The following is a 21,293-nucleotide window of genomic DNA, read 5'->3' as shown; positions in this document are numbered from 1 at the left end:
TCAATTTATTGGTTTATGATTGATTAAATAAATGCACTTTTTCCTGTGATAGCCCTGCCAACTATCAATGAATTAATTTCTTTTGTTCCTTCATAACTGTAAATCGCTTCAGCATCCGCAACAAATCTGGCCACATTATACTCTAGGAGAATTCCATTTCCACCCATCACTTCTCTTGCAGTACTAACTATATCCCGGGTTCTGAGAGTACAAAACACTTTAGCAAGACTCGCATGTTCATCTTTTAATTCACCATTATCCTGCATCTGCGACAATCTGTAACACATATTCTGCATTGCGGTAAGATTACTCAGCATCGTAACTAAATGATCCTGAATTAGCTGAAAGCTACTTATTGATTTCCCAAATTGCTTTCTGTCGTGAGTATATTGAACTGCATATTCATAAGCTCCTCGGGCACATCCTACCGCCTGCCATGCAACAGAGGCTCTTGTCATTCTCAAAACAGAAGCAAGGTCTTTAAATGAATTTGCTTTTTCGAGTTTTGATGAATCAGGGACCTTGCAGTTTTCCATCGTGATAGTGGCATTTTGCACTACTCTGAGAGCCATTTTATCCTTAATTTTTTCAGCTTTAAAACCCGGTGTATCTGTTTCTACTATAAACCCTTTCACTTGCCCATCATCTAAATCTCTGGCATAGATGATTACAATATCTGAAAATGTTGCATTACCTATCCATTTCTTCTGGCCATTTAAAACCCATGAATCACCTTCTTTCTTTACTGTAGTAGTCAATCCTCCCGCTACTGCTGAGCCTACTTCAGGCTCAGTGAGTCCAAAGGCTCCTATTTTTTCAAATTTCTGTAGTTTTGGCAGCCAATACTCCTTTTGTTCCTCTGATCCTAACAGGTAAATCGACCCCATACATAGTCCGCTTTGAACCCCAAAAAAAGTTGATATGCTTGTATCTGTTTTAGCCATTTCCATAGCCACAAAACCTTCTAAAAGAAAACTTTTACCCGGGCATCCGTATCCTTTGTAAGTCAAGCCACAGATATTTAAATCTGCGAGTTTGGGAATTAATTCTTTTGGAAACTCATCTCTTCGCCAGTAATCATTAATGATTGGGGCTACTTCCTGATGCATAAAATCCCTGACTTGCATCTGAATTTTTCTATCCTCCAGTGGTAATGTTGAATGTAAATTATAAAAGTCACCGTCTATCCAGGGTAATTCATTATTCCCATCCCCTCCTTTCAACATCTTCATCATTTGCTTGAGCTGGTTATCATCCAGCTTATCTAAAGCAGAAAGAGCTTCATTAAAATCAATTTTTTTTGCTAAAGCATTTACTTTATCAACATCCAGACTTTTAACAAGACGAATAATGGATTTGAATTTATTAAGCATAAGGTTTATTGATTTTTATGATAGAATATTAGATCAGAAGTTCTGAGTGATATACTATAATTTAATCCATAAAAATCAGAAATGTTTAAATTATCTTAAGTATTCCTACTACAAGAAATCTATTAGATATAAATCTTAAGTATAATTATTTGTTGATTTTGGGAAGGCGTAAAATAAAAGTACTACCTTCCTGAGGGTGAGATTCTGCAGTAAGAGTCCCGTTTAATTTTATAGCCAGATCATGACATAACATCAATCCTATACCCACTCCCTGAGTAAGGCCACTTCTTCCTGTTGCTTTCCATTTAAACAGGTTTTCTATTTGTTCGGATGGAATACCAAAACCAAAGTCCTGAACTTCAATAATTAACTCATCGTTAGTTTTCCTGGCATTAACATGAACGATGCTATTATCCTTACTAAATTTCATTGCATTGGATATGAGATTTCTCATAATAAATAAGAATGCATTCTTATCTGTTAGAAATTTCATTTCTTCTGGAACATCAAGTCTTACATCAAGTTGTTTTTGCCTGGCAAGGTTATCGAAAGAACTTACAGATTCAATTAGAATATCTTTAACTGTAAAGGATTCCGGAATTAATTGTTGGTCATCTATACTACTTTTAGCCCAATGCAAAAGATTCGTCAGCATTTCATCTGTTTGATCAAACCGCACTAGCATTTCTGCAGTAAGGAATTGTAATTCCCTGTCTGATATGCCACCCATTCTCATTAACTCCAACATTCCTTTAAGAGATTTTAATGGAGCCCTGTAATCATGCGAAATTATTGTAAATAACTCATCTTTAATCTTTACTAACTCCTGAAGTTCTTTGTTTGCTCTCACCTTTTGTCGATAATACAAGGAAAGAACGATGATAAATCCGATTAAAAGAATAATCAATCCTGCAAGAAGGAAATTATTTAGTTTGGTTCTTGCCTGAACTTCCCTTGCGAGATTCAATTCACTTACTTTATCTTCTAATTGTCTTGACAACTCCAGACTGGCTACCTTAAGTTTCTCATCTTTCAGGTTTAAAGAATCTCTTAAATTATTGTATTGCTCTATTACGAGCAATGCCTCTGGCAACATGCCTTTTTCTTTCAGTAGATTATACTTAACCTGGTAAAAATCCATTAATAAAGGACCTCCGGAATAAGATTGGGCAACTTCAATACCCGTATCTAATGTAGTAAGAGCTTTAGCTGTATCTCCTGTACGTGTATATAAATCAGAAGATTTTAGCAAAGTATATGCAATACCATAATTATCCTTGATGTGTTCCTTAATTTTTAAAGAAAGGTCGAAATAATATTCAGCAGAATCATAATCGTTCATTTTCAAATATGATTCTCCGATGTTATTATAAAGATAGGCCGTTCCTCTGCTATCATTGGCCTGTTCCATATACACTAATGATTTTTCAAAACTAGCAAGAGCTTTCTCCGGTTGGTTGATCGCCAGGTATAACAGCCCTTTGTTATTATCAATTCTTGAGATGTATTCATACAAATCTATCTCTCTGGCCAACCGTTCTGCTCTGTTATAGTAATCGAGGGCCAGTTCTTTTCTCTCCATCTGATAATAAAGTAAGCCTATAGCATTAGTGATCACCACCTGCCCCCTGACATCATTAATTTCTTCGTATGACCTTAGACCTTTTAAATATAATTCTGTAGCCTGTGAATAATTCCCAAGCATATAATTAAGATATCCCAAAGTCTGTAATGCAGCTGCCCTACCTTTTGTGTAATCCACTAAAATAGATTCATTCATAACTGCTTTAGAAATATCGAGGGAAGTAGATATATCTGATGATTTTATCTCCCAGGCATAAGCATTTAAAGAATCTATTGCTTCGATTTTCTCATCATAAGTAAGTCCTTCGAAGAATAAACGATCTATCTGAGTTTTTCCTTTATAGGGAAATACCGAAATAAAAAATATTAAAAGAAAATTTAAAAAAAATCTTTTCACAATTATTGTACAGGGGTCTTTCCTCCATCAACTGATAAACTCACTCCGTTAATATACGATGCTTTATTGGAAGCTAAAAATACAACAACATTTGCAATTTCCTCAGGATCAGCAAACCTACCTGCCGGAACTGACTTCATCATTCGGTCTTCCATTTCCATATAAGTGATTCGTTCGGCTTCAGCACGACTTTCGATTAAATTCTTTAACCTGTCAGTTTTAGTAAGGCCTGGTAGTATATTATTCACAGTAATGCCAAATCCCGCCAACTCTGCCGACAAAGTCTTTGACCAGTTAGCTACCGCTCCTCTTATGGTATTTGAAACGCCTAAACCCGGAATAGGTGCTTTTACAGAAGTGGAAACAATATTTATCACTCTGCCAAATTGTTGATTTTGCATATGAGGCAATAAAGCCTGAAGTAAAATCTGATTAACAATAAGGTGTGCAGAAAAGGCATTTTGATAAAGTGCCGGTTCCGATTCGAAAGCCAGACCGGGCGAGGGCCCCCCGGTATTATTAATGAGGATATCAATATTTTTCCCTTCGTTTAAATAGTTGTTCACCGCTTTTTCTACCAAATGAGGTTCATTGAAATCTGCTGAGATCACATCATGAACTTGCCCCATTGATGTGTCTAATTCTGCTGCAACTTTCTTCAACATTTCCTTATTTCGTGAAATAAGTGTTATAGATGCTCCCGAAGCAGCAAGGCCAATAGCAATTGCTTTGCCAATACCTCTGGAGCTTCCACAAACTAAAGCTCTGCGATCTTTAAGCAATATCTCCATGGATAAACTTTTTTATTCACAAATATTGTTATACGATATTAATATAAAAATACATATCTAATTAGTTTTTCGAATAAAGAATTAAACATTAGAATGAATAATCAAAATTATTAATAATATATTTGGCTTAATATGGAAATAATTGGAAGACTTGAATTGGTTGATCTCCCTGAATTACATTTAGAGAGAATTGAAGCTAAAATTGACACTGGGGCATATAGAAGTGCAATTCACTATAAAGATCTAAAGGTTGAAACCATTAATGGCAAAGAAACTCTGATAGTAACTCTTGATCTAATGGGAGATAAACCTATTGAAAAAAAATTCACTGACTTTAAAGTTACAAAGGTAAAAAGTTCCTTTGGTGATCGATTAAAGAGATACTTTATCAGAACTAAAATCAAAATTGGCACTAAGTCCAAAATGGTTGATCTCAGCTTTAGCGACAGATCAGATATGAGATTTCCAATTTTGATAGGAAGAAAAGTTCTGGCTAAAACATTCCTTGTTGATGTTTCAGCCAAACATTTACATACCCCTCATCACGATTAACTATTGGTTTCAATAAATTTGATGATCTCACCGGCAACATCTTTTTCTGTTGCCTTTTCGATTCCTTCCAATCCCGGAGAACTATTAACCTCAATAATAAGTGGGCCTCTTTCTGACTGAAGCATATCCACGCCAGCTACACCTAATTTCAAAGCTCTGGCAGCTCTTACCGCGGCGATTTCCTCTTCTCGAGACAACTCAATAACCTCAGCAGTACCTCCTCTGTGAAGATTTGACCTGAACTCTCCAGATTTACCCTGCCTTTTCATTGCTCCAACTACTCTCCCATCGACTACAAACGCTCGTATATCTGCTCCTTTTGCTTCAGATATAAACTCCTGAACTATTACCCTGGCCTTTAAACCATTAAATGCCTCCAACACTGAACTTGCAGCCTTTCTGGTTTCTGCCAAAACAACACCTAGTCCCTGGGTTCCTTCAAGCAACTTTATAATCAAAGGAGCTCCTCCAACCTGAGCGATAATAGATTCAACGTCTCTGGAATAATTGGTAAAGACAGTTTTAGGCAAACCTAATCCTGCACGGCTCAACACCTGAAAAGATCGTAATTTATCACGTGACCTAACCAAAGATTGGGAATCAACTGTAGTGAAAACATTCATCATTTCAAATTGTCGTACTACGGCAGTACCATAAAAAGTAACTGAAGCTCCAATTCTTGGAATTATTGCATCGACATCTTTTATCTCTTCTCCATTATAGAATATTTGTGGGTTTTTCTTTTCAATCAAAATATTACACTTTGTATGATTGATAACACGAGCATTGTGTCCACGGGCTTCTGCAGCCTCTACTAATCTACTTGTTGAGTAAAGAGATGGATTGCGTGATAAGATTACTATATTCATTGACAGGTTTTGTTTTGGCGGCAAAATTAACCGCACTTTTCAATTATCCCAGAAATTGGTTGTCTTTAATTTAATTAAGCTCTATGAGTTTCCAAAAGGTTCTTTTGAATACTAAATATTTTTTTTTGAATTCTGATAAATGAACTTTCACCATCAGTAAAATTTACCAACTCTTTAACGGGTATCCATTTCAATCCTTTTGACTCCTTATTGCTTTTTACCTCACTTAAATTATCAGTTATCCATAAAAACCTCAAATCAAAATGTTGATGTTCAGGCTCATTCTTATTTTCAGGAATAGTATGGATATCCAAGTCAAAAGGAATAATATCCATCAATTTCGAACTAACGGCATTGGTTTCTTCATGTAGCTCTTTCATGGATACCTCAGGCAAACATTTATTTCCATCTGCATGGCCACCAGGCTGCAACCAGCGATCCAGCTTTTTATGGTGGAGTAATAAGATCTTTTCAGCTTTTGAATCGATCAAAATTGCTGAAGCAGTAAAATGTGCTTTTAAAGATTCCCTGATGTAAGCTTTAGGTTCTTCGTAATGTAACCTAAGCATTCTTTTTAAATATTCCTTTTCCAATGGATCTATAACATTCATTTGATCCAGAGCCAGGGGAAGTTCAAACACCATATTAATTGATGATAATATTTGCTTTATTTAGTTTGGCATTTTCTAAAGGACCAACAATATTTCCTGTCATGTAGTTATTAAGATCCCCCTTCTCTACATTGACAAAATATTTATCAGCATCTAAATCTTTTATGGTAACTCTCCCTTTTTTATCAGTCTTGTAAACTTCTTTGATGTGATTTTCAGAGGCTTTATAATCCTCTTCATTTTCATACACCTTCACAGTTGCACCTTCTACCGGATTGCCCATCTCATCTAATACAGTCAGCTTTAATGAAGTGTTAAATATCTGATCTTCCGTATCAGCTGTATTGGTAAATGAAAAATTAGCAAATGAGATTGTCGCGAGAAAGACTATTAATAAAATGTTTTTCATAACCCTTATAATTAATTAATAATGAAATAGTTAGTTATTTTATAATTGTGTATATTAATATATAATTAATTTAATATTAAAAACAGGTTCAGTACAGAAGTTATTCATCGACCCACATGGAAACTATAAAAAAGCACTCAGACAATGTACTATCGGCACCTGATGCAATAATTACAGAAAATTTCTTATTCTGTTCTGCTCAGATCCCGCTCGACCATACTAATGGTCATTTATCAGGTAACGACATCGAAAGTCAAACATTGCAAGTAATGTTAAACTTAAGGGAAGTTCTTGAATTAAAACAGTTAAACTTCGTTGATCTGGTTAAAACGACAATTTTCGTTACTGATATTTCAGAAATTTCAAAGATTAAAAGAACGTATGAATCTTTCTTTAAACTTCAGCAACCAGTTTGTTCGGTAATAGAAGTAAACAGATTGCCAATGAATGCTAAAATAGCTATCGAAGCAATCGCTAAACTTTAAGACTCCCGGGTAAAGACCCATTCAGATTTTTTAGATAATTCTTCATCAAAAGAATATCCCATTCCCTCAAATGATTTTATTTGTTCGGGATCATAAATCTTATTCTTTATTATAAAATCAGCCATTTCACCCCTTGCCTTTTTAGCAAAAATCGCAATTACTTTTGCTTTCCCTCCTTTGATTTCTTTAAATACAGGTGTTACTATATCAGCCTCCAGCTTTTTCTTATCTATCACTTTAAAGTATTCATTGGAAGCCAGGTTAAGCAAAATTTTGTACTGATGATTTTTAAATTGCTCATTCAGTTTTTCTGTTGGCCTGTCTCCCCAGAACTTATACAAGTCCCGACCACGCTCATTCTCCAGCTTAGTTTTCATTTCCAGCCTATAGGGTTGAATCAAGTCCAGAGGTTTTAATAAGCCATATAAGCCAGATAATATCCTTAGGTGATCCTGGGCAAAATCAAAATCACTTTCTGAATAACTTTCCAGATCAAAACCAGTATAAACATCACCTTTAAATGCTGCCAGGGCTTGCTTGGCATTCTCCTCATTAAACGGAGTTTTGAATTCATCATACCTCTGAGAGTTTAACTCAGCGAGGTTTTTGGATATATCCATCAGTGATTCGAGTTCCGGAACAGAAAGCTTTTTGAGCTCTTTGACTAATTTTTTAGATTCATTCAAAAATTCAGGAACTGAGCTATCTATTTTAAAATCAACATCAGAAAAATCCTGTGTTTTCGAAGGAGATATTATCGTGATCATAAAAGTCTTTTTTATTTATTGTTCACAAAAATAACGGTAAAAAGCAGTTTGCTGTTTTGAAAATTAAACTTCAAATGAAAATTAATCTATCTCAAAACGGTTACACCACCCCGCTGTTTGTAATATTCTCCATCATCAAACTCACTTCTAAAGGTCGCCACGTATACATATGACCCAACTGGAACATCTTTACCATTATGGGTGGCATCCCATTCAAAATCTATATCATTAGTATAATATATCAATTCTCCCCATCTGTTGTAGATCACTAACTCAAAGTCATTTGGTGATACAAATCTCGGGAAGATCTTGAAGTTTTGATTATCTTCTATACTACTATTCGGTCTTATGGCATTAGGCGCTCCAAATGTTGGAGTACAATTATCAGCAACTAGTACTGAATCAGTAACTACGCAACCAAAAACATTTTCCATTGTCACAGAATACTGTCCTCCTGGCCTACCCACATCGGTAGTATATTCCGGAGAATTGGTTCCTACCGGAGTTCCCTGGTAAAACCATTCATAGGTTACAAATTCATTATCAAGATCTGCTATCAAGGTAGTTGTAGACAACTCAGGATTTTCTGCACCGATCTGCGAACAGATCTCAGCCCGATCCTGAAGCTCACTAGTTCCAACAGGATTTCTGTTGATTATAAAATTCTGTCTTAATGAGCAACCATTTTCATCAGTAGCTTCCACTGAAATAATTCCACCTTCTGCGCTAGTTATATATGTTGGCGCATTATTATCAGGAATAGGATTTCCATTCGTCCCAAACCATTTGTAAGTCAAATTAGATTTATTCAATTGTATGTTAAAAGTAATATCACTTCCATCATTACATTGAACAGTATTGCTAGCATCAAGGATTTCTAATGGTTCATAAACATCCACATCAGTAGAAACCTGATTTTCACAGCCTGTGGTTAAACTTATAGCTGTTAAATTATATTCACCTGAGGCAGCAGGGTCTGTAACAGTTAAAGAAGGACCAGTATTAGTTGTGCCATCAGGACGAGTCCATCTGAAGGAATAACTTTCTGTAGTTGGACTTGCTGAAGCCAATAAGACAACCTCTCCTTCACAAGCATTTCCATCCTGATTTATTATAGCAGCAGGGTTATTATTAACCTGGATAAATTCAGTATCGGTTACGGTACAACCTATAGCATCTGTCACTTCTACCATATAATCTCCCGATTGAGTTATTTCAATTGTTTGACTTTCACCATTTGGGAAAGCAACTCCGTCTCTAAACCATCTAAAGGTTTTATCTATATTATCTCCTTGTATAAACACTGCATCAACAGTAAAGGTCTGACCCGCATCACGGCAAAACACTGTTGACTCCGGCTGGACATCTATTTCAATATCAGATGGGTTTTCCAGATCTATATCACTGAAGGTATTATCACAAATACCATCAGCTAATATTTCATAAAATCCATAAGGAATACTACCGGTCAACGTAACATTACCTGAAGGATCAGTTGTTTCATTTATATCAAACAGCGCGTTTCCTGATTGATCAAAAAACCGGAAAGTATAATTTTCATTTGGCGATAAGGACTGTATTTCTACAAGGTTATTCACTTCCTCACATGCAGGAGTAAAGCTTATGGCAGGTGTTAATAATTCGTTTTCAATAGTTTGTGTTTCCACCGCCGAACAACCTGTGCCTTCATTAGTAGTTGTAACAGCATATAAACCTGTACTAAGGTTTTGAATTTCGATTGTTGGGTCTGGCCCATCCACTCTTTGTGGAGAACCAACTGCTGTATTATCAGAAGAATTAAATACTTCGTAAATAAAACTTCCAGATGACTGAAGATCCATATCAATAATTCCGTCAGCTGCAGCAGCATTACATACTGAAACATTTTGACCAAGACTTAAAATAAAACTTGGAGTCTCATTTACCTGAATTGTAACTGTATCTCTTACGAGACATGGTTGAGCTGGATCGCTTGCCGGATCCCTTACTTCAACAACATAATCGAATAACCCGGGAATTGAAGTATCTACATCTTGAGTATTGGTGTTATTTCCCAGATCTGAACCATTTAAATACCAGTTATGTAAATCAGTCCCGGCTATTCCTGTGTCAAAAGTTAATTCCTCACCTTCACACAAAGCTGCATCAGGACCAAGATCTAAAGGTATGGGTTCAATAACCAGTACTTCTCCCCTGGTCTCACAACCACCCTCATTAATTATACTATATTCATAAGTGCCGATATCCGGAACTGCCAATGTTGCTGTACTGTCAATCACTACTCCTCGAGTCGACCATGTATATAAGACAATATTATCATCACCATTCGTTGCATCCAATGTTAGTGGTGGTTCATCGCACAATACCTGGCTTGGAGCAAGCATCGGATCGGTAGGTAACTGATAAACCGTAACCGTATCTGTTAATATATCATCAGGAATAATTGTTCCTCCACACCTGGTTAGTCTTAATGTAACAATATAATCTCCTGGTGCAGAATACTGATGTTGTGGATTCTGCTCTGTTGATGTATTACCATCACCGAAATTCCAGGTATAAGTATCTATATCATATCGATAATTACCAGTAAATAATGTAGGTGAACCAAAACACGCCGGCCCGCTCACAATAGACGGAGCTTGCCCTAAACTAACTCCTCCCTGTCTGTTCCTGGGTAATTTTTTACCTACAGTTCCACCGACATCTAATCCCTGGTCAAAATTAATTGTAGATACCATTCCGGTATCAGCTGCAATCACAGGAAATAATTGCGATTGCCCTTCTATTGCAAGATAAATAGTTCCATTAGGAGCTGTTTGCAAAGCTCCAACACTACCTCCCGGTGCAGAACCAGTAGCATTTAAAGCTGTTAATGAAGCTTGGATTTCTGATGCATCAAAAGATGTGAGATCAATTTCATAAACCGTTCCATCACTAGTTGAAATTGCAAGCTTTCTACCTCCACTATGAAATTCAAGTCCAAAAGGTGTAGAACCGAGATCTATTCTTACCGGATCTGATATAACACCTGTTGAATCATCAAACTGAAATATTTCAACCGCATTTTCTCCTGGTACCGTAGTTGCTAACCAATTAACCGCCGTACTGTCTACCATTCCGCCTAAAAACAGTTCCATTTCTCCGGTAGAACCTGTTCCATGAACTGATCCCACTTGAGATTTAACAGGCTCACCGACACCCTCCGCTGTTATTTCCCAGGCAAGGAAACTATTTGTTTCTAATTCGTGAGCGATCACCCATCGATCTCCATTGGAAACCGCAAGTGCATCTGTAACATCATTAAAAAGATAAGATGACTGTTCAGTCGCTACGGCCTCACCTATTTGAGTATTTTGAATTTCAGTGAGATCAACCAAAGTCATTCCTAATCTATAAGTACCATCTGTACTCGAACCATAGGGTTCAGTAGTAAAAATGTATTTCATCGATTCATCACCCGGAACATCAACAATAATAGTTGATTGTGATGCTACACCATCTTCAATAGAAGTACCACCAGACATAAAATCATGGCTTATCGAGTTGTCCATACCGAATGTATTATAGACATTCACTCCATCAGTATAAAACCAGACTCGACCCAAATTATCAACATAAGTATCTCCTCCTAATAAATTATTAGTCAGACCTCCGGGTGAAACCTCTGGTCCGGTTTCAAAATCAAAATATACCCCTGCTCCATCGCCAAAAAACCAGTAGGAATCCTGCTCATTCAAAGTATCACCAACTACTGTCACTTGTGACCGAGCAGAAGTGGCGCATTCTGTTATTTCATCCTGAATTGTAACCCAATAAACTCCTGAACTATCAACATCTATGGTAGGAGAAGTTTCATCTGTAGACCAGTAATATGAAAAATTGCCTGAACCTCCACTCGCCATTGGGTCAAGTGTAATTGTTCCGGGGCATATAGTTGTATCTTGTAATTGAGCAGTCAGTCCCTGGGAATCCTGAATAGCAACAGGAAGGCTTGTCATTACCGAATCGCCTCCATACCAGGCAGTCATAGTTACATTTACATTACCCGGACTATCAAAAATAATTCTTGGAATCATCTCCCTGCTTAATACCTGTCCATTAGAAGACCAAACAATACTATCTGGAGATCTCTCAAACTCAGGATATAAGAAAGTTTCTAATTCTGAACACGCACGAGTATACCCAAAACTTAAATTCGGATTAGCAAGGTTATATCCACCAAACTGAGGGAATCCACTTCCATCAAATCCTGAACCAGATAATGTTGTCAGTCTCTCAACATCGAAAAAGAAGTTTGTACTATCCGGATTATTAAATCGGTATGCATCTACAGCTCCTGAACCAGTTCTTCCAAGAAAATACATATTCCCATCAGGACCGAGTCCCACTCCCAGTGTTTGATTAACTGTCTGATTCAGGTTATCTAACAACCCGGTCATCAATACATCCGGATTCTGCATATCGTACCTGTACATATTATCCGCGCCTGTATCGTGATCAAAAGATATATATAAAAACCTTCCGGATGGAGACCACGCCATACTTACAGCTTCTCCACCTTTTGAATTTAAGTTCATTATATATTCATCGAATGTTATGGTATTTGTACCAAGGTCAATATCTGCAATAAAAGGATTGGGCAACGAACCCCCAGTATTGACAGCCAGTTTCCCGGTTGGCCCGTGAAACGCAAAACTATCAACTGTAAAATTATTAAGTGAAGGAAAAGAAACATCCTGTGAAGACACTATTCCATCAGTTAAGTCGATAGAAGAAACAGTAATGGTATTCGTATTAGCTTCTTGTGTAAGAAGGTAATATCCTCCTGAATCATCTGAAACCACCAGTAAAGCCCCTGATCGGTTTGTCAATGGTGTTGAAGGCTGATTATCAATAGATATAATTTCCCCTAGTGGTTCAGCAGCTGTTCCATTGCCCGGTAAAGACATATCTACTATCGCATATAAAACCTCCCCACCTTTGATATAATAAACATAATACTGCTCTGGCTCCCCTAACCTTGGAATAATAGCCACTGGTTGGGTGGAAGAATTATCTCCACCTGGCATTACACCCGCCATTTGATTACCATCTGCATCTATTATCAGATTACCATCAGTATAAAATAAAACCTGGCCAGTTTGAGGATCAGTTAATACTGCCGATCCACCTGAACCAAGAGGTGTTTGACCACTATTTAATTGGAAATCTCCACCAGAGAAAGAAATAAACTCAGAGCTATTTCCAAAATACCATATACTGGTTGAGAGATCCTGACTCACCCCTGAAAAAGCGATTATAAAGAATATCGCTAATGCTGGTGTGATTTTATGAAATCTAAAAAATGAAAGTAAATACATATTATATCAATTTCCGGTTAGAGGAATTTATACGAAAATATAACAAAAAAACGTATTGTAAGTATTGATAATTATAGTTTTGTCAACTAGTTTACTTTGAATATGTTTTTTTGTATGAAAGATTACAATAATTTATTAAAATTGGTACAAAAATTGTGCCGTTTACTAAATAAATATTTTGCTTACCAATTATTAATTTTACGTTTTTAAATTAACGTAATTTGAAGAGCAAAGTCACGGAAACAATAAAATAGCTGACCTGATGAATAAATTTTTTCTGATAATAACCGGAATTCTGGTGACCCTGACGATTAGTGCACAGGACCCACAGTTTTCTCAATTTTATTCTCATAATTTATACCTTAATCCTGCTTTTACAGGTTCTCATCATATGGGTCGGATAGGCGTTATTTATCGTTCTCAATGGCCTTCGATAAATGCTACTTTCGAAAGCTATTCAGCCTATTTTGACGGATATATTGAAAAATACTACAGTTCAGTCGGCTTGATGATCCAACGTGATCGCGAAGGTCTTTCAGGGTTGACTTCCACCTCGATCAATGCTCTTTATAGTTACGAACTCTATCTAAATGATAATCTGGTATTCAGACCGGGTGTCGATATTGGTTACGTGATAAGAGGTGTAAACTTCACCGAGCTAACTTTTGGAGATCAATTTGATCAAAATGGATTTATAAGTCAGGAATCAGCAGAATCACTTAATACCGGAAATAACGTTAATTATTTCGATTTAGGACTGGGTGGCCTTTTATATTCATCAAGTTTCTTTGTTGGATTTTCTGCTCACCACCTGACTACTCCTGATCAAAGTATTCTTGGGGATGAAACAAGCAGATTACCAATTAAAATGTCTGTTCACGGTGGATATGTTCTTCCTTTTGCAAACAACCGCTCTGGCAGAGAAAGAAATATTACTCCTACTTTCCAGTACAAACGTCAGGGGAACTTTCAACAGTTAGATATCGGAACTTATGCAACATTAGAACCTCTGGTCCTTGGTGTATGGTATCGCGGTCTACCAATCGAAGGTGACGGAGGAATTAATCTTACTGAATCCATTGTTGGTCTGGTTGGACTGATGCCAAATGAAAACCTTAGAATTGGTTACTCTTTTGATTTCACCATGTCTAAAGTCGGCCTTGATGCCGGTGGAGCACATGAAATAACCATAAACTATCTGTTTAAAATGCGCGACCACCCTTACAGACCTCCGCGTAGCGTAATGTCTGTTCCTTGTCCAAACTTTTAAACTTGATAAAAATGAATATCGATCCGCAGGTATTGCTGATAATAATATTAGCATTAATAATTCTGGGCTTCATATTTGAAAAGACCCTTTCTTATATAAATTTAAAACACGGTGAAAAACCAGTTCCTGAAGATCTGAAAGATGTTTTTAGTGAAGAACAATATCAGAAAAGCAAGGAATATAGAAGAACCAATTACAAGTTCGGCTGGATAAGTGGTAGTTTCTCTTTGATAGTTACTGTATTGTTTATTGGATTAGGAGGTTTTGGTGAATTAAACAGTTACCTCCAATCTCATTTTACATTTTCACCCATCGTTCAGGGTCTGGTTTTTTTTGGAATACTTTTTATTGCTTCTGATCTTATCTCAACCCCATTTTCCTGGTATCATACATTTGTGATAGAAGAAAAGTTCGGATTTAATAAGACAACTCAAAAAACCTTCTGGACTGATAAAATAAAAGGCTATCTTCTGGGAGCTCTCCTGGGAGGTATTTTACTTGGAGCACTTTTATTTTTATTGTATCAATTAGGTACAGACTTCTGGTGGATATTCTGGATCGTAATAACCGTATTCATAATTTTCATGAATATGTTTTATACCACATTGGTAATGCCTTTATTCAATAAGTTCACACCATTGGAAGACGGAGAGTTGCGAACCTCTATCGAAAACTATAGCAAAAAAGTAAATTTCCCTCTTACAAACATTTTTGTGATCGATGGAAGTAAAAGATCGACCAAAGCAAATGCATTTTTCTCAGGTTTTGGTAAAAATAAAAAAGTAGTATTATACGATACTCTTATAGAAAACCATTCAGTAGAAGAGCTGACTGCAGTATTTGCACATGAAGTAGGGCATTTTAAGAAGAAACACATCATTGGTAGTTTGATTCTAAGCATACTTCAAACCGGTCTGATGCTTTTTATTATGAAAGAATTGATCTTTTTACCTGAATTATCACAGGCACTGGGAGCGGATTCCTTAAGTATTCATATTAATCTAATCACATTTAGTCTGCTCTATAGCCCGATATCAGCTGTTTTAGGTATAGGCATGAACATTTTCAGCAGAAAAAATGAGTTTGAAGCGGATCATTATGCTAAAACCACTTATTCGGGAGGGCCTCTAGTTACTGCACTTAAAAAATTGTCTTCTGATAACTTGTCAAATCTGACCCCTCATCCTTTTTATGTATGGCTGAATTATTCACATCCGCCACTAATTAAGCGGATTAAAGCTTTAAATGCCTCTTAACCCTTGTAAGTTTATCCATCATATTAAATAAATTTTGTATCAGGTTATCATTAATATTGCAGTACATTAATTAATTCATATCTCATATAATATGAAATACAATTTTTTAACCTTTACGATTCTTTTACTTTTTGCTTTCACAGTTTATGCTCAGCAAGGAGATGTTGAAAAAACATTATACAGGGCTGATCAGTACTTCAAGATCGAAAATTACAACGAAGCATTAAAGTATTATGAACAGGCTATCGAAATGGGTGCTGACGATGCAGTATCTCTTTACCGCTATGGAGTCACTCTTTCAAACCTGATTGATGTTCAGGGACAAAAAAACGCCTTAAAATATTTAGAAAAAGCTGTAAAGAAGGATGAAGGAAAACTACCTGTTGAAAAACACTGGTACTTAGGCCTTGCTGAATTACGAAATGAAAATCCTGTACAGGCGATAGAATCATTCAATAGATTTCTGGATGAAGCAAAGCCAAATAATAATCTCAGGAAAAAAGCAGCTCTGTATAAAGAAATGGCTTTCAATGCTCAAACTTTTCTATCAAATCCAAAATTAGTTGAGTTAAAAAGCTTTAGCACAGTCGTTAATTCTGACCTCATTGAATACAACCCTGTAATATCAGCAGATGAGTCAGTAATGGCATACACTGTATTTGACCCTTTCACTAAAGGAGCCAAAGAAAAAATCTTTATAGTCACTAAAAAAGATGATGGAACCTGGGGCAAACCAGAGGAAATTAACATTAAAACCACTGGCAATATTGGTACGGCAGGTATTTCTGCTGACGGTAGACAGCTTTTAGTTTTTGTGGGAAATGAATCTGATCCTGGAGATCTTTATACATTACATAAAATTAAAGGTAAATGGCAGTCACCTGTATCATTAGGTAAAAATATCAATAGCCGATATATGGAAACTGCTGCATCATTAACTTCAGATGGCAAAACAATCTATTTTGCAAGTAACAGGCCTGGTAGTATAGGCGGTTTTGATATTTATAAGTCTGAAAAAAATGAAAACGGCGTCTGGGGACAAGCAAAAAACTTAGGCCCTGTTGTTAACACCGAATACAATGAAGAGGCCCCATTTATTCACCCGGATCAAAGAACATTATTCTTTACTAGTGAAGGGCATAAATCAATGGGTGGTCGCGACATCTTCCGTACTGTGAAAGCAAATGGAGAATGGCAAACACCAGTTAACCTTGGATACCCTATTAACACCACTACCGATGATAATTATTTCACTCTTTCTGCAGATGGTGAAACAGGCTACTTTTCTTCTGATCGAATTGGCGGACAAGGTGGACAGGATATTTACTTCTTTGAAATGCCAGAGGGAGGAAATAATATTGCTTTGACATTGATTAAAGGGTTAATACTTGATGGAGAAACTAAGAACCCAATCAATTCAAAGATCAAAGTCGTTGAGAAAAGTTCAGGAAATAAGGTGGAATATGTATATTCTCCGAATGAAAAAGGTGAATATTTAATAATATTTCCTCCGGGAAAAAGCTATGACCTAATAGTTGAATCAGAAAATTACTTACCGTACACTATTGCGATTGATGTACCGGATCAGGAATATTTCTACGAGTTATACCAGCGCATTTTACTTACTCCGATAAAGCAATTTGATGTGGTAGTTGGTCAGGAGGTTAAAGTGAGCAACGTATTCTATGATACTGAAAACGAAACTAAAATTTCACCAAGAATGGCAAATGAGGCAAAGCTGATAAAAAGTGATAGCCTCGATCTTTTAGATATCATGGATGGCATCATTGCTACTTCTGATACTATCGCTCTGGATTACCTTATGACTATAATGTTTGCTACTAATCCTGTAGAAGAATTTGACTTCGATGACTCAAGTAATGATAAGATCCAACATGCATCTCAGAAATATTACTACGATGAGAATGGTGAGGAGAGTCTGGAAAAGCGCATGATAGATGGAGAGCCAATATTCAGTTTACCGACATTTAACGTTTCAAAAGAAGCATCTGATGAAGACGGAAAAAAGATTTCCGGATCAGATTATGATGAGAGTCTTCTAAATGAAAAAGTGTCAATTTACTTTAATGTTGGGGAAGCTGATATGCAAGAATCTGATAAGGAAAAGCTAGCAGAAATGCTCAAATTAATAGATGACAACCCTGTATTAGGACTTGAAATATCAGGTTACGCATCACAGGATGGAGACGAAGAAACAAATAGAAAATTAAGTAATGAAAGAGCTAAAGAAGTTCTGAATTACTTCAATACACGAGGAATTGTTAGGAGAAGAATCATAGCGAAAGGATATGGTGCTGTGGACAATTCAAATTTATCCAAAGAAGAAAGTCGAAGGGTAGATGTTCGAATTGTAGATCTTAACAAGGAACAATCGTTATAAAACAAACAAGGCTTACCTAAAAATCTGAAAGGACATCTCTAAACAGGGATGTCCTTTGTTTTAATATAGAATAAGTAATTATTAACAAGAATTAACTGACATATCCTCAATAATTTCTTATTTTCGCCCGAGTTAGTGAACCTAAAAACAATTCATGAAAGATTTTAGAAGGATAAATAACATCACGGGATGGCTACTTTTTATCATTGCCACCATTGTTTATACTTTGACCGTTGAAGAAACTGCAAGCTTTTGGGATTGCGGAGAGTTTATTGCTGTATCATATAAGCTTGAAGTTCCTCATCCTCCAGGAGCTCCTTTATTTTTAATGCTTGGCAGGTTTTTCAGCATGTTTACAGATGATGTAACCAAAGTTGCGTTTTCAATAAATATGCTGAGCGTTATTGCCAGTGGATTTACAATATTGTTTTTATACTGGACAATAGTATTATTTGGAAGAAAGCTTCTAAGTGCTAAAATAGGCCAGGAAACTAAAGAACAAGGATTTCTACTAATCGCCTCAGGAATAGTTGGAGCATTAGCATATACTTTTAGCGACACTTTTTGGTTTTCGGCAGTTGAAGCTGAAGTTTATGCTCTTTCATCTTTCTTTACCGCTTTTGTGGTTTGGGCAATGCTTAAATGGGAACTTGTTGATGACCAGAGAATGGCCAATAGATGGTTATTACTCATTGCCTATATGGTCGGTCTTTCAATTGGTGTGCACTTATTGAACCTTGTAACAATTCCTGCCCTTGCTTTAATAATGTACTTCAAATACCGGGAAAATAAGTCTTCTTTAAAAGGAGGCCTGATCGCAATTATTCTGGGTTTAGTAATTGTAGGGATTATTCAGATAGGTATTATCCCAGGATTACCTTCTATCGCAGGTAAATTCGAGGTATTCTTTGTCAATAGCCTTGGCTTAGGATTCGGATCTGGAATCATATTTTTCTGTTTATTATTATTTGGCGGACTGATCTTTGGTGTATGGTTCACTCAAAAGAAAGGATTGGTCAATCCTAACACTATACTTCTTGCATTAACTTTTATTTTAATTGGTTATTCCTCTTATACAATGGTTGTGATTCGTTCAAATTACAACCCACCAATAGATGAAAACGACCCTCAGGATGTAATGTCTTTCGTTTCTTATCTAAAAAGGGAACAATATGGCAGCCGACCTCTTTTGTTTGGTCCTTATTACAACACTGAATTACAAGACCAGGTTTCAGGCGAGCCTGTTTATGTTAAAGGAAAAGATAAGTACGAGATTGCTGATTATAAAGTAGAAAATGAATGGGCTGAAACTCATTTCTTTCCAAGAATATGGAATTCTGAAGCCCGATACCAGCAGCAATACAGAGCCATGCTTGGTTTACAAAAAGGTGAAGACCCGAACTTTGGAGACAACCTCTACTTTATGTTTAGTCACCAGATAGGACATATGTACCTGCGTTACTTTATGTGGAATTTTGCTGGAAGAGAAAGTGATATTCAGGATGCAGGCTGGATGACTCCATGGCAATCTGACGCAGGACTCCCGTATGAAATTAAAGAAAACAAAGCCCGAAATCAGTATTTCATGCTTCCATTATTACTAGGGTTGCTAGGACTGGTCTTTAATTTCTCAAAAAATCAAAAAACCGGAATAATCATCACATTATTATTCCTATTGCTAGGTGTTGCCCTGGTAATGTATCTTAACTCTCCTCCTTCAGAGCCACGAGAAAGAGATTATATTTATGCAGGTAGTTTCTACGCATTTTGTATTTGGATAGGCTTTGGAGTCATGGCTATTGCAGACATTTTCAAGAATGCTATAAAAAATAGTACTGCCAGAGTAAGTTTTGCCTTTATAATATCGATGATTGTACCTGTGATCTTAGCCGCAGAAAACTGGGATGACCATGACAGAAGTAACAGGTATTTCTCTGTCGATGCAGCAAGAAACTATCTGGAATCATGTGCTCCAAATGCAATCTTATTTACAGGTGGTGATAACGACACCTTCCCTCTATGGTACCTTCAGGAAGTTGAAGGAGTAAGAACTGATGTTAGAGTAATTGTATTGTCTTACTTTAATACTGACTGGTATATTGAACAAATGCATCGCCAGGCGTACGAATCTGATCCATTGCCATTTACTCTTTCAATAGATATGATCCAGCAAGGTGGTCCTGTTGATTACCTCCCTTACGTTCCTTCGAATCAAAAGATCGATGAGAATGGAGTGAATATCAAGGAATATCTTAACCTGTTGAATAAAGGCTCAAAATCTATAATCACCACATTTGACGGAAAAGATTATGCTCGCTTACTATCAAAGAAATTTTTCTTACCTGTTGATTCAGCAAAAGCTGCTTCAATTGTTCCGGAAAAATATCACAGCGGCTTAGTTAACAATATGTGGTTTAACGTGAAAGGAAATGGTCTGTACAAAAATGATTTCATGATCCTCGATCTGATAGCTGGCAACAATTGGGAAAGACCAATTTACTTCAATTCAACTTCTATGAGATCTGTACGATTCGATATTCAGGATTACCTGGTTCAGGAAGGATTAACCTACAGACTTGTACCTGCAAGAATGAATAACTCTGATTTTGTAGAAGCTACTGACACTGACCAGATGTATAAAAATGTCATGGAAAAGTGGAGATTCAGAGAGTTGGATAATCCTGATTCGTATTACAATGAAGATTACAGAGGATTTGTTCAAAACCACAGATATGCCTTAAATGCTTTGGCTGAAGGACTGATAAATGATGGAGAAGTTGAAAAAGCTCATGAAATCATTAATAAAAGTTTGAATGAAATGCCTGATAAAGCTGTGCCATATGACTTTTCACTATTACAAACAGTTGAAATACTCTTCAAGCTTTCTTCTTTAGGAGTAAGTGGTGCGCATGAACAAGCTGTTGAAATGACTCGAATAGGCTCTGAAAGAATGGCTGATCTTTCAAAATATTATATCGATCAGACATACCAACTCAGAGAAGCTGAAAGACAGCTTATGGGATTAAATGTATTGGCCAACCAGGCTAAGAATAACGGTGAAACAGAACTTGCCCAGGAGATCAGTCAGAAATTTAATACCTTGGCTGGGAGAATCGGCGGAAGATGATAAATTATAAATTATAAGACATAAAAAAAGGTAGCAATTGC

At 36.5% G+C, this 21,293-nt stretch carries 14 protein-coding genes; 6 read left to right on the top strand and 8 right to left on the bottom strand.

Annotated elements, in window-relative coordinates:
- Positions 1-23: 23 nt before the first annotated feature.
- The 3 genes from OO013_RS06200 to OO013_RS06190 form a co-directional block, all read right to left on the bottom strand.
- Positions 24-1,373, bottom strand: coding sequence for an acyl-CoA dehydrogenase family protein (locus OO013_RS06200; protein WP_266055831.1), 1,350 nt, complete (start codon positions 1,371-1,373; stop codon positions 24-26).
- Positions 1,374-1,518: 145 nt separating this feature from the next.
- Complete coding sequence (locus tag OO013_RS06195) at positions 1,519-3,354, bottom strand: tetratricopeptide repeat-containing sensor histidine kinase (RefSeq protein WP_266055830.1); 1,836 nt, start codon at positions 3,352-3,354, stop codon at positions 1,519-1,521.
- Positions 3,355-3,356: 2 nt separating this feature from the next.
- Complete coding sequence (locus OO013_RS06190; RefSeq protein WP_266055829.1) at positions 3,357-4,145, bottom strand: SDR family oxidoreductase; 789 nt, start codon at positions 4,143-4,145, stop codon at positions 3,357-3,359.
- Between the two features lie 132 nt (positions 4,146-4,277).
- On the opposite strand from OO013_RS06190, the gene OO013_RS06185 reads away from it, so the two are divergent.
- A complete protein-coding gene (locus tag OO013_RS06185; protein WP_266055827.1) occupies positions 4,278-4,697 on the top strand; it encodes an ATP-dependent zinc protease family protein in 420 nt (139 codons plus the stop codon).
- Here the strand turns inward: OO013_RS06185 and rimK are convergent.
- The 3 genes from rimK to OO013_RS06170 form a co-directional block, all read right to left on the bottom strand.
- Positions 4,694-5,566, bottom strand: coding sequence for a 30S ribosomal protein S6--L-glutamate ligase (gene rimK, locus OO013_RS06180; protein ID WP_266055826.1), 873 nt, complete (start codon positions 5,564-5,566; stop codon positions 4,694-4,696). The two genes, OO013_RS06185 and rimK, sit on opposite strands and share 4 nt — an antisense overlap.
- Positions 5,567-5,640: 74 nt before the next feature.
- On the bottom strand, positions 5,641-6,210 hold the full coding sequence (locus OO013_RS06175) for an NUDIX hydrolase (protein WP_266055825.1): 570 nt from the start codon (positions 6,208-6,210) through the stop codon (positions 5,641-5,643).
- 1 nt (position 6,211) lies between these two features.
- Positions 6,212-6,586 (bottom strand): carboxypeptidase-like regulatory domain-containing protein, encoded by a 375-nt coding sequence (locus OO013_RS06170; protein ID WP_266055824.1) that lies wholly within the window; start codon positions 6,584-6,586, stop codon positions 6,212-6,214.
- Positions 6,587-6,702: 116 nt separating this feature from the next.
- Between OO013_RS06170 and OO013_RS06165 the strand changes: the two genes are divergently transcribed.
- A complete protein-coding gene (locus OO013_RS06165) occupies positions 6,703-7,071 on the top strand; it encodes a RidA family protein (RefSeq protein WP_266055823.1) in 369 nt (122 codons plus the stop codon).
- On the opposite strand, the gene yaaA is transcribed toward OO013_RS06165, so the two are convergent.
- Both yaaA and OO013_RS06155 read right to left on the bottom strand, forming a co-directional pair.
- Positions 7,068-7,838: a peroxide stress protein YaaA gene (gene yaaA / locus OO013_RS06160; RefSeq protein WP_266055822.1), complete on the bottom strand. Its 771-nt coding sequence runs from the start codon at positions 7,836-7,838 to the stop codon at positions 7,068-7,070. The two genes, OO013_RS06165 and yaaA, sit on opposite strands and share 4 nt — an antisense overlap.
- Before the next feature lie 86 nt (positions 7,839-7,924).
- Positions 7,925-13,198 carry a PKD domain-containing protein gene (locus OO013_RS06155; protein ID WP_266055821.1) on the bottom strand — a complete coding sequence of 1,758 codons (5,274 nt, stop codon included), beginning with the start codon at positions 13,196-13,198 and terminating at the stop codon, positions 7,925-7,927.
- 262 nt (positions 13,199-13,460) lie between these two features.
- Here OO013_RS06155 and OO013_RS06150 point away from each other — a divergent pair, with 262 nt between their 5' ends.
- From OO013_RS06150 to OO013_RS06135, 4 genes are all read left to right on the top strand, one after another.
- A complete protein-coding gene (locus tag OO013_RS06150; RefSeq protein WP_266055820.1) occupies positions 13,461-14,468 on the top strand; it encodes a PorP/SprF family type IX secretion system membrane protein in 1,008 nt (335 codons plus the stop codon).
- A gap of 11 nt (positions 14,469-14,479) precedes the next feature.
- Positions 14,480-15,724, top strand: a complete 1,245-nt coding sequence (locus OO013_RS06145) for a M48 family metallopeptidase (RefSeq protein WP_305067196.1) — start codon at positions 14,480-14,482, stop codon at positions 15,722-15,724.
- A gap of 91 nt (positions 15,725-15,815) precedes the next feature.
- Positions 15,816-18,125 (top strand): OmpA family protein, encoded by a 2,310-nt coding sequence (locus OO013_RS06140; RefSeq protein WP_266055819.1) that lies wholly within the window; start codon positions 15,816-15,818, stop codon positions 18,123-18,125.
- 154 nt (positions 18,126-18,279) lie between these two features.
- A complete protein-coding gene (locus OO013_RS06135; protein WP_266055818.1) occupies positions 18,280-21,252 on the top strand; it encodes a glycosyltransferase family 117 protein in 2,973 nt (990 codons plus the stop codon).
- Positions 21,253-21,293: the final 41 nt, after the last annotated feature.

The organism is Mangrovivirga halotolerans, assembly GCF_026241165.1.
In the GTDB taxonomy this organism is placed as follows: domain Bacteria; phylum Bacteroidota; class Bacteroidia; order Cytophagales; family Cyclobacteriaceae; genus Mangrovivirga; species Mangrovivirga halotolerans.
Note: the sequence above shows the minus strand (reverse complement) of the source record. Positions and strands in the feature narration are given on the sequence as shown.

Coding starts and splice junctions, on each gene's coding strand:
- OO013_RS06200 (WP_266055831.1), bottom strand. CDS start 1,373: ATGCTTAATAAATTCAAATCCATTATTCGTCTTGTTAAAAGTCTGGAT.
- OO013_RS06190 (WP_266055829.1), bottom strand. CDS start 4,145: ATGGAGATATTGCTTAAAGATCGCAGAGCTTTAGTTTGTGGAAGCTCC.
- OO013_RS06185 (WP_266055827.1), top strand. CDS start 4,278: ATGGAAATAATTGGAAGACTTGAATTGGTTGATCTCCCTGAATTACAT.
- rimK (WP_266055826.1), bottom strand. CDS start 5,566: ATGAATATAGTAATCTTATCACGCAATCCATCTCTTTACTCAACAAGT.
- OO013_RS06175 (WP_266055825.1), bottom strand. CDS start 6,210: ATGGTGTTTGAACTTCCCCTGGCTCTGGATCAAATGAATGTTATAGAT.
- OO013_RS06170 (WP_266055824.1), bottom strand. CDS start 6,586: ATGAAAAACATTTTATTAATAGTCTTTCTCGCGACAATCTCATTTGCT.
- OO013_RS06165 (WP_266055823.1), top strand. CDS start 6,703: ATGGAAACTATAAAAAAGCACTCAGACAATGTACTATCGGCACCTGAT.
- yaaA (WP_266055822.1), bottom strand. CDS start 7,838: ATGATCACGATAATATCTCCTTCGAAAACACAGGATTTTTCTGATGTT.
- OO013_RS06155 (WP_266055821.1), bottom strand. CDS start 13,198: ATGTATTTACTTTCATTTTTTAGATTTCATAAAATCACACCAGCATTA.
- OO013_RS06150 (WP_266055820.1), top strand. CDS start 13,461: ATGAATAAATTTTTTCTGATAATAACCGGAATTCTGGTGACCCTGACG.
- OO013_RS06145 (WP_305067196.1), top strand. CDS start 14,480: ATGAATATCGATCCGCAGGTATTGCTGATAATAATATTAGCATTAATA.
- OO013_RS06140 (WP_266055819.1), top strand. CDS start 15,816: ATGAAATACAATTTTTTAACCTTTACGATTCTTTTACTTTTTGCTTTC.
- OO013_RS06135 (WP_266055818.1), top strand. CDS start 18,280: ATGAAAGATTTTAGAAGGATAAATAACATCACGGGATGGCTACTTTTT.